We start from the raw sequence: 15334 nt of genomic DNA on the forward strand, positions 1-15334 counted from the left end.
GCGGTGGTCGAAGGTGCTCGACGTGACACTGAACGGAACCTTCCGCTGCGTGCCTGCGGCTCTGCGGCTCTGCGGCTCTGCGGCGCTTCCGCTGCGTGCCTGCGGCTCTGCGGCTCTGCGGCTCTGCGGCGCTTCCGCGCGGAGCGGGCAGGGCGGCCTGATCGTCAGCAAGGCGCCCGTCGTCGGCCGGCGCGCCCAGGCCGGACAGGCGCACCACGCCGCCGCGAAGGCAGGGTGCGCTGACCCGGTGCGCGGCCGTGGAGGGCGCCGCGTCCGGGGTGCGGGTGAACGCCGTCTCCCGAGCCCCGCCATGCCCCTGTGGCGCCCGGCTGCCCGTCCTGCCTGACCGCCGAGTCGTCTCCGTGAGCAGCCGGCACCTCTGCGTCATGAGCGCAGACCACAATGGATCCGTGCCGAACAAGAAGAAGTCCCAGGTGACCGCAGCGCCCGCCCGTCGCCGCGAGCTCCTCGACACCGCAGCCGAGGTCTTCGCCGAGCGGGGCTACAACGCCACGACCGTTCGCACCATCGCCGACCACGCCGGGATTCTCGCGGGCAGCCTCTACTACCACTTCGACTCCAAGGAGTCGATGCTGGAGGAGATCCTGCGGACCTTCCTCGGCGAGCTGTGGGACGGCTACGACACCGTTCTGGCCTCCGGGCTCGGGCCCCGCGAGACGCTGGAGGCTCTGGTCAGCGAGTCCTTCCGGGGGATCGACCGGCGCCGCGCCGCCGTCGCGATCTACCAGAAGGAGAGCAGACAGCTCCTCGCCCAGGAACGGTTCGCCTTCCTCGCCGAGTCACAGCGCCGGTTCGAACAGGCGTGGCTGTCCACCCTCGAACGCGGCGTCGCGGAACAGGTGTTCCGCGCCGACCTCGACGTCTGCCTCACCTACCGGTTCGTGCGCGACACGGTGTGGGCCGCCGCCTCCTGGTACCGGCCCGACGGACAGCACAGCCCGGGGCAGATCGGCCGCCACTACCTGGCGATGGTGCTGGACGGAATCGCCGTACGCCCGTGACGGGCGGTCAGCCGCTCAGGCGGGCTGCGGCCTTGCGCTGCCGCTCGCTCATCACGGACAGAAAGCGGACCACGGTCTTCAGCTCGTCCGTGCTGAACTCCTCGCAGGCCTCGACGATGTCCCGAGCCCAGTCCTCGAAGAATTCCGCCAGCTCGTCGAGCTTCTCCTCGTCCAGCTCCACCAGCACCCGGCGCTTGTCCGTCGGGTGCTTCACCCTGCGGACGAACCCCTTGGACTCCAGCCGGTCGAGCAGACCGGTGACGGAAGCCGGGGCGAGTCCGGTCAGCGCCGCGAGGTCCTTCGCCGTGAGCGGTCCTTCCCGCTGCAGGAAGTCGAGGGTCTTCTCCTCCGTGGCGTTCAGGCCCTGCTTGGCGGCGACGGCCGAGTGGAACATCACCGTCACGGCGCTGTGCGCCCGCCCCACGTCCATGAGCTGCCGCAGCGTCTCGGCGCGCGCCGCTTCGTCGGTCCGTTCCCGCTCTCGCTCGCTCATGAGAGGAGGCTACCAAAAATTTCGTTCGGTCTAACTAAGTACTTGCGCACAGGGGCGTGCGGGTGCAAGTCTTTCGTTAGTCCGAACGAAATAAATCGAGTGGGGGACCCCTCCATGTCCATGAACCTCGCCGCTTCCCCGCCCCTCGCGACCACGCCGCACCCGCGCCGCTGGGCCGCCGCCGTCGTCATGACGACCGCGGCCCTGATGGACCTGCTCGACGGCACGATCGTCAACGTCGCGATCCCGTCCATCGGCCGCGACCTGCACGCCTCACCCGGTGACCTGCAATGGCTGGTCTCCGCCTACCTCCTCGGCTTCGCCGCCGCGCTGATCGTCTCCGGCCACCTCGGCGACCGCTTCGGCCGCCGCCCGCTCTTCCTCGCCGGGACGGCGGGCTTCGGCCTGGCCGGCCTGGCGTGCGGGATCGCCCAGTCACCGGGGCAGTTGATCGCCGCGCGGGCGGTGCAGGGCGTGCTGGCCGCCGTGCTGGTGCCGCAGGTGATCGGCTCCTTCCGCACGCTGTTCCAGGGCAAGGAGCGTGGCGCCGCCTTCGGCATGTACGGCGCTGTCGCCGGTTTCGCCTCGGCGGTCGGGCTGCTGCTCGGCGGGGTGCTCACCGACGTCGACCTGTTCGGCTGGGGCTGGCGGTCGGTGTTCCTGGTGAACGTGCCGGTGGCCGTGGGGACTTTCGTGGGCGGCCTGCTGCTGGTCCCGGCCACGCGTGAGCGGTCGGCGGGCCGGCCGGACGTGCCGGCGAGTCTGGTGCTGGCCGGCGGGCTGGTCGCGATCGTGCTGCCGCTGGTGCAGGGACGACAGGACGGCTGGCCGGTGTGGGGCTGGGTGTGCCTGGCCGCAGGTGTCGTGGCCGTCGTCGGGCTCGGTGTGTACGAGGCGCGGCGGCACCGGCCCGGGATCGTGCCGCTGCTGCCGGCGCGGGCCTTCGGGCTCCCGGCGTTCTCCGTGGGCGTCGTGGTCCAGCTGCTGTTCTCCGTCGGCATGCAGGGCTTCTTCCTGGTCTTCGCGGTCTGGCTGCAGGGCGGCGAGGGATACACGCCCCTGCAGGCCGGCGTGGTGACGGTCGCCTTCTCGGCCGGCGGCTTCCTGACGGCGCCCGCCGCGGACGCGCTCGCCGCGAAGTACGGGCGGCTCGTGCTCGGTGCCGGGGCGCTGCTGATGGCGGGCGGCTACGGCTGGGTGTGGGCGGCGGTCGACGGCGCGCCGGCCCGGCACGCAGGGGCGTGGCCGCTGGTGCCGGGTCTGGTGCTCGCCGGGGCCGGACTCGGGTTCCTGGTGGTGCCGCTGGTGAACGTGGTGCTGTCGGCGGTGCCGGCGGAGCTGGCCGGAGGGGCGTCCGGGATCTTCTCCACGGCTCAGCAGTTCGGCGGAGCGCTGGGGGCGGCGGTGGTCGGCACGGTGTTCTTCGGACGGGCCGGGGAGGGGTTCACCGGGGCGCTCACCCATGCGATGCCGTGGGTGGTGGGAGCCTTCGTGGTGTGCGGGCTGCTGTGCGCCGCGCTGCCTCGGCGGGCGGTGACCGAGCACCTCGGCTGACACAGCCCCGAGCCCCCGCGGAAGAAGCCGGGGCACCGCGCTCGGCCTCCCTAGGTGTCGCACTCCAGTACCGTCCGGCACAGCCCGCACCGCGCACGGACGCGCCCCCGTACCGGCACCCTGATCCGCTGGTGGCAGGTGGGGCAGGGGAAGGACACACGGAGGTGGCCCGCCGGGTCGGGGCTGAAGGCGTAGGGGGCCGTCGGCTGGACGCCGGAGACGTGCCGGCGGTCGTGGGCGTAGCGGCGGCGGCCCGCCCAGCCGGCCCCGGTCAGCGGCGGCTGCTCCTCGTCCCGGCGGGCCCGCGCCCATCCCTTCTCGTAGGCCGTATAGGCCTGCGGACTGGTGAACCACACGGAAGGGTCCTCGTGGAACAGCAGCGCCCGCTTCGCCAGTACGTACCCGAACTCCTCCGGCGTGAGGTAGCCGAGTTTCTGGGAGGCCTCCCCGTGCTCGCGGTAGGCGTCCAGCAGCAGCCAGCCCGCCCCCAGGTACGTCGCCGTCGTGTCCGTGAGGATCTCGTTCTCCGCCGTGGTGGGGAGAGCGAGGCCCAGACGGTGCAGGTAGACGTGCGCCACCTCGTGGGCCAGTGCCGCGCCGATGTCCTCGCGGTGGGTGCGGAAGCGGTCGTTCAGCTCCACGAAATACTCGGGGCCCGCCGCCAGTTCGACGTTCGCCGCGTGGGTCATCTCCCGGAAGCCGACGATCAGCCGGGCGTCCGGCAGCCGGAAGTGCCGCACGATCTCGCGAGCCACCCGCTGCGCCCCCAGATGCAGGTCGTCGGTGTCGCAGAAGGCCACGTCGGCGGGGGCCACGCTGGTCGAGAAGGTCTGGACGGTGTCGTACGACAGACGTCTGTACAGCGCGGTGACGCAGGCCCGCACCGTCTCCAGGTGCGGGTAGCCGTGCTCGACCGGTCCGCCGTTCGCCACGCCCGCACCCCCAAAGACGCCGGGAACTCCTCTCCACTGTATGCGGGGCGGGCCTTCGCTCACACCGGCAGCAGGCGGGGCGAGGAGAAGCCCGGCGCGGCCTCCTCCAGCTCCAGGACCCACACCTCGTTCCCGCCCTCCCGCAGCACGGGCCCGGGGACGTACAGGAAGCGCTGGGGGCCCGCCGACCAGTAGCGGCCGAGGCCGAAGCCGTTGATCCAGACGAACCCGCGTGTCCAGCCCGGCAGTCCGAGCCGGGCGTCCCCGGCACCCCGCACCGTGACCGTACCGCGGTACAGGCCGGCGGAGCCGTCCCCGGGGAGTGCCCCGAAGGGCACCGCTTCCACACCGTCGTCGAAGGCGTCCAGGTCCAGTCCGCGCGCGCGTACCCCGTGCAGGTACTGCCGCTCGTGCAGGATCCCGCCGGTGATCCCCTTCGCCTCGCCGAGCCGCGGGCCGTAGTTCACCCTCCCCAGGGACTCCACCCACAGCTCCACGCGCGCCGGGCCCGCCACCGGCTCCTTCAGCCCGGGCTCGCCCTCGGTGAGCACCCCGGCCCGCGCGCCGTCGACGTACACCACCGCCAGATCCCGCAGCCCGCGCGCCGTCAGCGGGAAGGGCCGCCGGGGCCCCGGCACGTGCACCTCGTAGCGCACCAGGCCACGGGTGACCCCCAGCTCCTCGAAGGACGGCGGCAGCGGCGTGACCGTCTCCTCGCCGCCGAGCGCCTCGAGGACATCCCCCATGGAGGCCCAGTCCATGAGTTCCACGTCCACGGCAGAAGCCAACCGGGCGGGCGGGGGCGGCAGTTCGCGCAGCGGGCCGAGGCTGTGGGCGGCCAGGACCTCGCGGAAGCGCCAGAACTTCTCCGTGGGCCGCCCGTACTCGTCGACGGGCGCGTCGTAGTCGTACGACGTCACGTCCGGCTGCAGCGCCCCCTCATGGAGTTCGCCGTCCCGGTTGGCGCCCGCCCAGCCCGCGAAACTCGTGCCGCCGTGCGCCATGTAGAGGTTCACCGACGCCCCGCACCGCAGGATCTCCCGCAGCCTCCCGGCCGCGTCCCGCGGGTCGCGCACGACGTGATCGCCGCCCCAGTGGTCGAACCAGCCGCACCAGAACTCCATGCACATCAAAGGGCCCTTCGCCCGGTGGCGGCGCAGCGTCTCGAAGGCCACGCGCGCATGGGAGCCCAAATTCACCGTGGCGAGCACCCCGGGCAGCGAGCCGCCGGTGAGCATGTGGTCCTCGGGGCCGTCCGAGGTGAACAGCGGGACCGTGACTCCCTCGGCACGCAGGATCCCGGCCAGCCGTTCCAGGTAGTCCGCGTCGGAGCCGTAGCTGCCGTACTCGTTCTCGACCTGCACCATGATCACCGGGCCGCCGCGGTCGATCTGCCGGGGCACGATCTCGGGCAGCAGGTCGCGGAACCAGTTCCGTACATGGCCCAGGAACCGCTCGTCGTGGGTCCGCGCGCGCGTGCCCGGCTCGCCCGTCACCCACACCGGCAGCCCGCCGTTCTCCCACTCGGCGCAGATGTACGGCCCCGGCCGCACGATCGCCCACATTCCGGCCTCCCGGACCGCGTCCAGGAAGCGGCCGGCCTGCCCCACGTCCCGCGAGGTCCCCGGGCGCGGCTGATGCAGGTTCCAGGGGACGTACGTCTCCACGCAGTTCAGGCCCAGCGCCCGCAGCATCGCCAGCCGGTGCCACCACTGCGCCTCGTGTACCCGGAAGTAGTGCAGCGCCCCGGACAGCAGCCGCACCGGCCGCCCGTCCAGCAGGAAGTCGGACTCCCCGACCGTGAACTCGCCCATGTCCGCAAGCCTCACCCCTGGCACCGACCGGCGCCATGGACGAAGATCGGCGCTGCTTGGACAAAAGTCCTGGACCTGGGCCACGGGCGGGGCACACGGTCGCCGACGCCGGGAGGAGCGCCGATGTACCAGACCTGGATGCGGTTCTTCAGCCCCGGCCCCGCCCACCGCCGGCTCGGACTGGTCTGTCTCGGCGTCGGCCTCCAGCACGGCGCGCTGCCCACGGTCGGCCCGCGCACCCTGGACCATCACGTGGCCGTCGTGATCAGCGCGGGCGGCGGCTGGTACCGGGGTGCCGACGGGCGCCGTACCACCGTCACGGCGCCCGCCCTGCTGTGGCTCACCCCCGGCACACCGCACCACTACGCGCCCGACCCCGACACCGGCTGGGACGAGGGCTTCGTCGACTTCGCCGGGCCCGCCACCGCCACCTACACCGAACTCGGCTACATCGAGCCCGAGCGGCCCGTCGTCCCGCTCTCCGACGCCGCCGGACCCCGCACGGTCGTCGCCCGCATCGCCCGCGCCGCCCGCCGCGGCAACCCGCTGCTGGAGGTGGAGACCGGCGCGGCCGTGCACGAACTGCTCGTCGCCCTGCGCCGCGCCCGCGCCGACCTCGCCCCGGACGGGAACCAGGTGCTCGAAGCGCTCGCCCGGGACGCCTGCAAGCCCATGAGCGTCGCCGACCATGCGCGCGTGCACGGCATGACGCCCGCCGAGCTGCGCTCTGCCGTCCGCCGCGCCGCCGGGTGCAGCCCCAAGGACTACCTGCTCGGCATCCGCCTCGGCCGGGCCAAGGAACTCCTCGCCGCCACCGAACTGCCCGTCGCCGCCGTGGCCCGCCGCGTCGGCTACGACGACCCCGCCTACTTCTCCCGCCTGTTCACCCGCCGCGTCGGCCTCGCCCCCGTCCGCTTCCGGGCACAACAAGGCCGTAGCGTCCCCGGCGGCTGGAGCGACCGGATTCCGGATCCGGACGATCCGCCGACGGTCTCACCCCTTGACGCGTACTAGGGACCGCTGCGCCCACCCCCTAGGGTGGGCGTCCATGAGCATCAGCAACACCGGTACCGGTGACGTCGACCCCGCGGTCCAGCAGGAACTGGAGCGGCTGCGCCAGAGCATCGACAACATCGACGCGGCCGTCGTCCACATGCTCGCCGAACGGTTCAAGGCCACACAGCAGGTCGGCCGGCTCAAGGCACTGCACCATCTGCCGCCCGCCGACCCGGCCCGCGAGGCCCGGCAGATCGAGCGGCTGCGCAACCTCGCCGCGAACGCCAAGCTCGACCCGGCGTTCGCCGAGAAGTTCCTGAACTTCATCATCGCCGAGGTGATCCGGCACCACGAGCGCATCGCCGAGGACACCGCGACCGGGCAGTCCGTGGCGAGCGACTGACCCGGGCCGGGGCGGGACATGCGGCCGGCCGGGACACGTGCGGCCGGCCGCAACGGGACACGTACGGACGCGGCCAGGACAAATGCCGCGTACCGGTCTGCCTCTGTGCGCTGCCGGTGCCATCAGGCAGCATGGCGTGTATGTCCGTACTGACGCGCGACGAAGCGCAGCTCCGAGCACAGTTCCTCGACGTCCACCGCTACACGGTCGAACTCGACCTCACCACCGGGGACGAGACCTTCGACTCCCGCACGGCGATCCGGTTCACCGCCCGGTCCGCCGGGGACACGTTCGTCGAACTGAAGCCTGCCGAGCTGCGCAGTGTCTCGCTCGACGGAGAGCCCCTGGACCCGCAGTCCCTGGACGACGGCCGGCTGCCGTTGAAGAACCTCGCCGCGGGCGAGCACGAACTGCGCGTCGACGCCGCCATGACCTACTCCCGGACCGGCGAGGGCATGCACCGGTTCACGGACCCCGCCGACGGCGAGACGTACGTCTACACACAGCTGTTCCTGGACGACGTCCAGCGGGTCTTCGCCGCCTTCGACCAGCCCGATCTGAAGGCCGTGTTCGAGCTGTCCGTCACGGCACCCGAGGGCTGGACCGTGCTCGCCAACACCGTCACCGAGCACCTCGGCGGCGGCCGCTGGCGGGCCGCCCCGACCCCGCTGCTCTCCACCTACCTCGTCGCCGTCGCCGCCGGCCCCTGGCACTCGGTGCGCACCGAGCACCGCGGGCTGCCCTTCGGCATCCACTGCCGCCGCTCCCTCGCGCCCCACCTCGACGCCGACGCCGACGAGATCCTCGACATCACACGCGCCTGCTTCGACCGCTACCACGAGAAGTTCGAGGAGCCGTACCCCTTCGACTCCTACGACCAGGCCTTCGTCCCCGAGTTCAACGCCGGCGCCATGGAGAACCCCGGCCTGGTCACCTTCCGTGACGAGTTCGTCTACCGCTCCGCCGTCACCGACACCGAGCGGCAGGAACGCGCGATGGTCATCTCCCACGAGATGGCCCACATGTGGTTCGGCGACCTCGTCACCCTCAAGTGGTGGGACGACATCTGGCTGAACGAGTCCTTCGCCGAGTACATGGGCTACCAGACCACCGCCGAGGCCACCCGCTTCACCGGCCCCTGGACCGAGTTCGGCGTCTCCCGCAAGGGCTGGGGCTACGACGCCGACCAGCGCCCCTCCACCCACCCGGTCGCCCCCGACGCCGTCGACGACACGGCCTCCGCCCTGCTCAACTTCGACGGCATCTCCTACGCCAAGGGCGCCTCCGCGCTGCGCCAGCTCGTCGCCTGGCTCGGCGAGAAGGACTTCCTCGCCGGCATCAACATCCACTTCAAGCGCCACCGGTTCGCCAACGCGACCCTCGCCGACTTCCTGGACTCCCTCGCCGCCGCCACCGAACGCGACGTGCACGCCTGGGCCGACGCCTGGCTGCGCACCAGCGGCGTCGACACGCTCACCCCCGCGATCGCCTCCGCCGACGGCACCTGCACGCTCACCGTCGACCGCGCGGGCAGCCGCCCGCACCGCGTCACCGTCGGCCTGTACGACCACGACGTCGCCGACGAGGGCCACCTCATCCTGCGTGAACGTGTCGAACTCGACATCCCGCAGACCGCCCCGCAGCCGATCGGCAAGCGCCCCGCGCTGCTCCTGCTCAACGACGGCGACCTCACCTACGCCAAGGTCCGCTTCGACGCCGACTCCTTCGAGGCCATCCGCACCAGCCTGGCCGGGCTGCCCGGTGCGCTCAACCGCGCGGTCGTGTGGAACGCCCTGCGCGACGCCGTCCGCGACGGTGAACTGTCGCCCACCCTCTACCTGGAGACGGCCCGCACCCACCTGCCGCTGGAGACCGACCTCGCACTCGCCCAGGGCGTCCTCGCCTTCGCCTCCGGCCAGATCGCCGACCGCTACCTCACCCCGGAGGACCGCCCGGCCGCCCTCGCCACTCTCTCCGCGCTCTGCCGCGACCTGCTGCGCCGCACCGAGGACGGCGACAACCCCGGCCTGCGCCTGATCGCCGTACGGCACTTCATCGATGTCGCCGCCCACCCCGACACCATCGCAGCCTGGCTCGCCGACGGCACCGTCCCCGGCGGACCGGAACTCGACCCCGAGCTGCGCTGGCGCATCCTCGGCCGGCTCGCGGTGCTCGGCGCCACCGACGAGGCCGCCATCGCCGCCGAACTGGAACGCGACCCGTCCGCCACGGGCCAGGAGGGCGCCGCGCGCTGCCGTGCCGCCCTGCCCGACCCGGCGGCCAAGGCGGCGGCCTGGGAGGCCATGTTCAGCCGCGACGACCTGTCCAACTACCTCTTCACGGCGACCGCGCAGGGCTTCTGGCAGCCGGAACAGGCCGACCTGGTACGGCAGTACGTGCCGCGCTACTACGAGGACGTGGTCGCGCTCGCCGCCCGCCGTGGCCCGGCCATCGCCGTCGCCGCGGGCCGCTGGGCGTTCCCGCGTCACACCGTGGACGCCGAACACCTCGCCCTCGGTGAGGCCTGCCTGCGCGACGCCGAGCCGGTCACCGCGCTGCGCCGCAAGCTCGTCGACGAACTGGACGACCTCGCGCGGGCGCTGCGGGTGCGCCAGGCGTAGGGACGGGTGACGCAGGGACGGGTGACCCAGGGGGGGCGGTGCAGAGGGGCGGCCGGGCCGGGCCTCGCTCCGCCCGGCCGCCTCACCGCCGTTCGGCTCGCCGTAGCCTCCCCTCGCGTGGTCCCGTGCGCCGGCTGCCCGTTCCGGACACCCCGCGGCCGGGGGTCCAGGGTGAAGCCGAGCTGGGCCTCACGGCCGTAGTTCGGCTCGCCGCAGCCTTCCCTCGCGTGGTCCCGTGCGCCGGCTGCCAGTTCCGGACACCTCCGCGGCCGGGGGTCCAGGGTGAAGCCGAGCCGTTCCAGGAAGCGCTCACCCGGGCGCCAGCCGGGCGGTACCGTCCCCGCCACCGACGACACGCCCTCGGCGCGGGCCGGCAGCGCCTCCGCCACGGCCCGGCCGAGGTCCCGGCCCCGCGCCCAGGGCGCCAGCAGGAACAGACCCACCGCCACCGCCCCGGGCTCCGGATGGTTCCGTACGGCGTCCACCAGCCCCGTGACCGCGCCGTCCCGCTCCACCACCCGGAGCACCTTGTCCTCGGGGTGCGCACCCTCCGACAGCGCGTAGAACAGGCTCTGCACGTCGCCCGGCCCCGAAGGCCGTCCCGTCGCCGCCACGAACCAGTCCGCGCGCTCCTCGAACAACCGCAGCAGCGGCCCCTCGTCCGCCGGATCCAGCACCAGCACCAGCACCAGCACCCGGTCCCCGGGCACATCGATCATCCATGCGTCAACCATCCTGCGACGCCAGCCACCACCGGGCACCGGTCCAACGCGTTTTCCCCGTACGGCAGTACCCCCTTCCGGGTCGCGATCGTTGGACTCTCCGGAGGCACGGCCCTCTTCCGGCACAAGCCGGTGGTCACCCGTGCTCCCGGAGGAGAGCCCATGAGCATGCCGCCCCTCGCCTCGGGCCCCGACGGCCCCGACGCCCTGCGCCCGTACCTGGACACCGTGCTCGGCGCGCTGGCGGCCGGCGGCAGGGCACGCGGTGGTCCGCTGCCCGCCGGCGGTCCCGAGGCCGTCGCCGCCCGGGTCGTTGCCGCGCTCGGCGACGTACTGCCGGACGAGGGCGACCCCGACGCCCTGCGCGCCCTCGTGCACGCGCTCGCAGAGGGCGCCGCCGATCCCGCCGACCCGCTGTGCGCGGCCCATCTGCACTGCCCGCCGCTCGCCGTCGCCGCCGCCGCCGATCTCGCCGTGAGCGCCCTCAACCCGTCGCTGGACTCCTGGGACCAGGCCCCGGCCGCCTCCGTGCTGGAGGCCGAGGTCACCCGCGCCCTCGCCCTGGAGATCGGCCTCGCCGACGCCCTGGTCACCACCGGCGGCACCGAGGCCAACCAGCTCGCCCTGCTGCTCGCCCGTGAGGCCCACGGCGGTAGCGTCCGGCTGGTCTGCGGGGCCAACGCCCACCACTCGCTGCCCCGCGCCGCCTGGCTGCTCGGGCTGCCCGAGCCCGTCGTCGTGCCCGCCCCGAACGGCACGCTCGACCCGGCCGCGCTGGACGATGCGCTCACCGCGCTCTCCGGCCCGCTGCTCGTCGCCGCCACCGCCGGCACCACCGACGCCGGGCTCATCGACCCGCTGCCCGAGATCGCCGCCCTGTGCGCCACCCACGGCACCCGACTGCACATCGACGCCGCCTATGGCGGAGGCCTCGTCCTCAGCGACCGGCACCGCGGCAAGCTCGCCGGGCTCGAGGCCGCCGACACCGTCACCCTCGACCTGCACAAGCTCGGCTGGCAGCCGGTCGCCGCCGGCCTGCTCGCCGTCGCCCGCCCCCGCGAACTCGCCGTACTCCACCAGAGCGCCGACTATCTGAACGCCGACGACGACACCGACGCCGGCCTGCCCGACCTGCTCGGCCGCTCCGCGCGCACCACCCGCCGCCCCGACGTCCTCAAGGTCGCGGTGACCCTGAAGACCCTGGGCCGCTCCGGACTGGCCGCCCTGGTCGACCAGGTCTGCGCGCGTGCCCGGGACTTCGCCGCACTCGTGCAGGACGACCCCGCCTTCGAGCTGTACGACCGGCCGGTCATCAGCACCGTCCTGTTCCGGCCCGCGGGCGCCGCCGACGACACCGTGGCCGCCGTACGCCGCAGGCTGCTGCACGAGGGCCTCGCCGTCCTCGGCCGGGCCCGCCTCGAGGGCCGCCTCTGGCTCAAGGCCACCCTCCTCAACCCCCGCACCCAGTCCGACGAACTGGCCCACCTGCTGAAACTCGTCGCAGAACTCACAAGAGAAGGCACCCTCGGATGACCCTCCCCCCACGCGATGAGCCCGATTCCCCGCGCGACCTGGTCGGCATCGGCATCGGGCCGTGCAACCTCTCCCTCGCCGCCCTCGCCCACCCGCTCGCCGAACTCGACGCCGTCTTCTACGAACAGCGTCCCGGCTTCGACTGGCACCCCGGCCTGCTCATCGAGGGCGCCATCCTCCAGGTGCCCTTCCTCGCCGACCTGGTGACCCTCGCCGATCCCACCAGCCGGTGGAGCTTCCTCAACTACCTCAAGGCCCACGGGCGGCTCTTCCCCTTCTACTTCGCCGAGCGCTTCCGCATCCAGCGCGCCGAGTACGACGCCTACTGCCGCTGGGTCGCCGACAGCCTGCCCGGGCTGCGCTTCGGCCACCAGGTCGACGCGGTGCGCTGGAACCCCGAACGGGAGGTGTTCGAGGTCGACTTCACCCATCTCGGCGCCGACGGCGAGGCGGAGTCCCTCGGCCGCACGTACACCCGGAACGTCGTCCTCGGCGTCGGCACCGCACCCCATGTGCCCGACCCGCTCAGGCCGCTGGCGGACGCCCCGGGCGTGCCCGTCGTCCATGCCGCCGACTACCTCGACCACCGGGAGGCCCTCCTGGCCGCCGGGCACGTGACCGTCGTCGGCTCCGGACAGTCCGGCGCGGAGGTCTTCCTCGATCTGCTGCGCCACCGCCCCGCCGGGCGCGAGCAACTCCACTGGATCGGCCGCACCGAGGCGTTCTCGCCGATGGAGTACTCCAAGCTCGGCCTGGAGCACTTCACCCCCGACTACACCCGCTACTTCCACGCCCTCGACGAGCCCGTCCGCGACCGGCTCGTCGCCGCGCAGTGGCAGCTGCACAAGGGCATCGACGCGGAGACGCTCGCCGCCATCCACGACGAGCTGTACCGGCGCACCGTGCACGGCGACTGGCCGGACGCCGTCCTCACGCCGGGTGTGTGCGTCCGTACGGCGGGCCGTGTCGCCACCACCAGGGTCGAGCTCCACCTGGAACACATCCAGCAGGGCAGCCGCTCCCGCCTCACCACCGACGCGGTCGTCCTCGCCACCGGCTACCGCGAGCGCCCCCTCGGCCGCATGCTCGCCGGACTCGAGCCCTACATGCGCCACGACGACAGCGGACGCCCGCGCATCGACGAGGAGTTCCGGCTCGTCCTCGACCCCACGGTCACCGGCTCGGTCCGCGTCCAGAACGCCGAACTGCACACCCACGGCGTCGGCGCCCCCGACCTGGGCCTCGCCGCCTGGCGCAGCGCCGCCATCCTCAACTCACTCACGGGAAAGGAGCCGTATCCGCTTCCGGACCGGACCGCTTTCACCACGTTCGGACTTCAGGAACGACCCGGACGCGTGCCGCAGCCCAGGCAGCTGACCCCCCTCGTGGACGGCGCCCGGAACACCGACACCCGGAACACCGACGGCCGGAACACCGCGACCGAAAAGCATCGCTCATAGGAGCGGACCATCGCACAATTCAACACTTGTCAATAACTCTTTGCTCAACGTGTGTTGAATAGTCATACAGGGCCAATTCTCTACCGGTCGGTAAGGAATAGGCTCGAAGTCATGCGCCGAGCGAAGATCGTTTGTACTCTGGGGCCCGCCACCGACTCGTACGACCAGATCAAGGCATTGGTCGAAGCCGGAATGGACGTGGCCCGTTTCAACCTCAGCCACGGCAGTCAGGCAGACCACGAGGAGCGTTACCGGCGGGTGCGGAAGGCGGCCGACGAAACCGGCCGCAGCGTCGGAATTCTCGCGGACCTTCAAGGTCCGAAGATCCGGCTCGGCCGCTTCGGTGAAGGACCCGTATTCCTTGAACGCGGCGACACCTTCACCATCACCGTGGAGGAGGGCGTCGAGGGCGACCGCCATCAGTGCGGCACCACCTACGCCGGCCTCGCCGCCGACGTCGCTCCCGGTGAACGCGTCCTCGTGGACGACGGCAAGGTCTGCCTGGAGGTCACCGCCGTCGACGGCCCCCGGGTCCGCACCCGGGTCGTCGAGGGCGGCGTGATCTCCGACCACAAGGGCCTGAACCTCCCCGGCGTCGCCGTCTCCGTCCCCGCCCTGTCCGAGAAGGACGAGGACGACCTGCGCTGGGCGCTGCGCACGGGCTTCGACGTCGTCGCGCTCTCCTTCGTCCGCAGCGGCAAGGACGTCGAGGACGTGCACCGCATCATGGACGAGGAGGGCCGCCGCCTCCCGGTCATCGCCAAGGTCGAGAAGCCGCAGGCCGTGGAGGACCTCGACGGCATCGTGGCCGCCTTCGACGGCCTGATGGTCGCGCGTGGCGACCTGGGCGTGGAAATGCCGCTGGAGGAGGTGCCGATCGTCCAGAAGCGGGCGGTCAAGCTCGCCAAGCGCAACGCCAAGCCGGTCATCGTGGCCACGCAGATGCTGGACTCGATGATCGAGAACTCCCGCCCGACCCGCGCCGAGGCCTCCGACGTGGCCAACGCCGTCCTCGACGGCACGGACGCGGTGATGCTCTCCGGCGAGACCAGCGTCGGCAAGTACCCGGTCGAGACCGTGCAGACCATGGCGCGGATCGTCGAAGCGGCCGAGGAAGGCATGCTCGCGGCCGGCCTGCCCCCGCTGACCGAGCGGAACAAGCCGCGCACCCAGGGCGGCGCCGTCGCGCGGGCCGCCGCCGAGATGGGCGACTTCCTCGGGGCGAAGTTCCTCGTGGCATTCACCCAGTCCGGCGACACCGCACGCCGGCTGTCGCGCTACCGCTCGCCCATTCCGCTGCTGGCCTTCACCCCGGAGCCGGCCACCCGCTCCCAGCTCAGCCTCACCTGGGGCGCGGAGACCTTCCTGGGCCCGCACGTCGACTCCACCGACGCCATGGTCGCCCAGGTGGACGAGCTGCTGCTGAAATACGGCCGCTGCGAGAAGGGCGACGTCGTCGTCATCACCGCGGGCTCCCCGCCCGGTGTCTCGGGCTCGACCAACATGGTCCGTGTCCACCACATCGGCGAGGACGACAGCCCCAGGTGACGTGGCCGACAGGGGTCAGGGACGGATCGGGATGTGCCGTTCCCTGCGACCCCTCGGTGCTGTCGATCGTGGCCGCGCGTATGCAGTGAAAGCGCAAGATCACGCGAACGTGATACTCCGCTTACGGGTGCCGGGTATGGGATTCGAACCCACACGTCCTTGCGGACAGAGGTGTTTGAGACCTCCGCGTCAACCAGTTGCGCCAACCCGGCTCGGTAACCCTGGAGGAGTGTACC

11 protein-coding genes, 1 tRNA gene and 1 pseudogene are annotated in these 15334 nt (G+C 72.4%); 9 read left to right on the forward strand and 4 right to left on the reverse strand.

Going from position 1 to position 15334, the window contains the following annotated elements; translation table 11 throughout:
- Position 1: 1 nt before the first annotated feature.
- Both K7G59_RS07395 and K7G59_RS07400 read left to right on the forward strand, forming a co-directional pair.
- Positions 2–299 (forward strand): annotated as a pseudogene (locus tag K7G59_RS07395) (hypothetical protein); the annotation flags it as partial.
- A 111-nt stretch (positions 300–410) separates the two neighbouring features.
- The gene (locus tag K7G59_RS07400; RefSeq protein WP_225831331.1) at positions 411–1022 is read left to right on the forward strand and encodes a TetR/AcrR family transcriptional regulator; all 612 of its coding nucleotides are present in this window, start codon (positions 411–413) and stop codon (positions 1020–1022) included.
- 7 nt (positions 1023–1029) lie between these two features.
- Here K7G59_RS07400 and K7G59_RS07405 read toward each other — a convergent pair whose 3' ends face one another.
- A complete protein-coding gene (locus K7G59_RS07405; RefSeq protein WP_225831334.1) occupies positions 1030–1515 on the reverse strand; it encodes a MarR family winged helix-turn-helix transcriptional regulator in 486 nt (161 codons plus the stop codon).
- A 114-nt stretch (positions 1516–1629) separates the two neighbouring features.
- Here K7G59_RS07405 and K7G59_RS07410 point away from each other — a divergent pair, with 114 nt between their 5' ends.
- Complete coding sequence (locus K7G59_RS07410) at positions 1630–3069, forward strand: MFS transporter (RefSeq protein ID WP_225831336.1); 1440 nt, start codon at positions 1630–1632, stop codon at positions 3067–3069.
- 50 nt (positions 3070–3119) lie between these two features.
- Here the strand turns inward: K7G59_RS07410 and K7G59_RS07415 are convergent, their stop codons facing one another.
- On the reverse strand, positions 3120–4001 hold the full coding sequence (locus tag K7G59_RS07415) for a hypothetical protein (RefSeq protein WP_225831338.1): 882 nt from the start codon (positions 3999–4001) through the stop codon (positions 3120–3122).
- 59 nt (positions 4002–4060) lie between these two features.
- The gene (locus K7G59_RS07420) at positions 4061–5815 is read right to left on the reverse strand and encodes a beta-galactosidase family protein (RefSeq protein WP_225831340.1); all 1755 of its coding nucleotides are present in this window, start codon (positions 5813–5815) and stop codon (positions 4061–4063) included.
- A gap of 123 nt (positions 5816–5938) precedes the next feature.
- Here K7G59_RS07420 and K7G59_RS07425 point away from each other — a divergent pair, with 123 nt between their 5' ends.
- The 6 genes from K7G59_RS07425 to pyk all read left to right on the forward strand — a co-directional run bounded on the left by K7G59_RS07425 (position 5939) and on the right by pyk (position 15098).
- The gene (locus K7G59_RS07425; protein ID WP_225831342.1) at positions 5939–6829 is read left to right on the forward strand and encodes an AraC family transcriptional regulator; all 891 of its coding nucleotides are present in this window, start codon (positions 5939–5941) and stop codon (positions 6827–6829) included.
- Between the two features lie 34 nt (positions 6830–6863).
- Positions 6864–7214 (forward strand): chorismate mutase, encoded by a 351-nt coding sequence (locus K7G59_RS07430; RefSeq protein WP_225831344.1) that lies wholly within the window; start codon positions 6864–6866, stop codon positions 7212–7214.
- Between the two features lie 140 nt (positions 7215–7354).
- Positions 7355–9835 carry an aminopeptidase N gene (gene pepN / locus K7G59_RS07435; RefSeq protein WP_225831346.1) on the forward strand — a complete coding sequence of 827 codons (2481 nt, stop codon included), beginning with the start codon at positions 7355–7357 and terminating at the stop codon, positions 9833–9835.
- Positions 9836–10719: 884 nt separating this feature from the next.
- Entirely contained in the window at positions 10720–12090 is a 1371-nt protein-coding gene (locus K7G59_RS07440) for an aminotransferase class V-fold PLP-dependent enzyme (RefSeq protein ID WP_225831348.1), read from the forward strand.
- Positions 12087–13550: a lysine N(6)-hydroxylase/L-ornithine N(5)-oxygenase family protein gene (locus K7G59_RS07445; protein ID WP_225831350.1), complete on the forward strand. Its 1464-nt coding sequence runs from the start codon at positions 12087–12089 to the stop codon at positions 13548–13550. Before K7G59_RS07440 ends, K7G59_RS07445 begins: the two co-directional genes overlap by 4 nt.
- 111 nt (positions 13551–13661) lie before the next feature.
- A complete protein-coding gene (pyk, locus tag K7G59_RS07450; RefSeq protein WP_225831352.1) occupies positions 13662–15098 on the forward strand; it encodes a pyruvate kinase in 1437 nt (478 codons plus the stop codon).
- A gap of 128 nt (positions 15099–15226) precedes the next feature.
- On the opposite strand, the gene K7G59_RS07455 is transcribed toward pyk, so the two are convergent.
- Positions 15227–15310, reverse strand: a tRNA-Leu gene (locus K7G59_RS07455).
- Positions 15311–15334 lie beyond the last annotated feature (24 nt).

The organism is Streptomyces sp. NK08204 (assembly GCF_020400585.1).
Lineage (GTDB): Bacteria > Actinomycetota > Actinomycetes > Streptomycetales > Streptomycetaceae > Streptomyces.

Coding starts and splice junctions, on each gene's coding strand:
- K7G59_RS07405 (WP_225831334.1), bottom strand. CDS start 1,515: ATGAGCGAGCGAGAGCGGGAACGGACCGACGAAGCGGCGCGCGCCGAG.
- K7G59_RS07410 (WP_225831336.1), top strand. CDS start 1,630: ATGTCCATGAACCTCGCCGCTTCCCCGCCCCTCGCGACCACGCCGCAC.
- K7G59_RS07420 (WP_225831340.1), bottom strand. CDS start 5,815: ATGGGCGAGTTCACGGTCGGGGAGTCCGACTTCCTGCTGGACGGGCGG.
- K7G59_RS07425 (WP_225831342.1), top strand. CDS start 5,939: ATGTACCAGACCTGGATGCGGTTCTTCAGCCCCGGCCCCGCCCACCGC.
- K7G59_RS07430 (WP_225831344.1), top strand. CDS start 6,864: ATGAGCATCAGCAACACCGGTACCGGTGACGTCGACCCCGCGGTCCAG.
- pepN (WP_225831346.1), top strand. CDS start 7,355: ATGTCCGTACTGACGCGCGACGAAGCGCAGCTCCGAGCACAGTTCCTC.
- K7G59_RS07440 (WP_225831348.1), top strand. CDS start 10,720: ATGAGCATGCCGCCCCTCGCCTCGGGCCCCGACGGCCCCGACGCCCTG.
- K7G59_RS07445 (WP_225831350.1), top strand. CDS start 12,087: ATGACCCTCCCCCCACGCGATGAGCCCGATTCCCCGCGCGACCTGGTC.
- pyk (WP_225831352.1), top strand. CDS start 13,662: ATGCGCCGAGCGAAGATCGTTTGTACTCTGGGGCCCGCCACCGACTCG.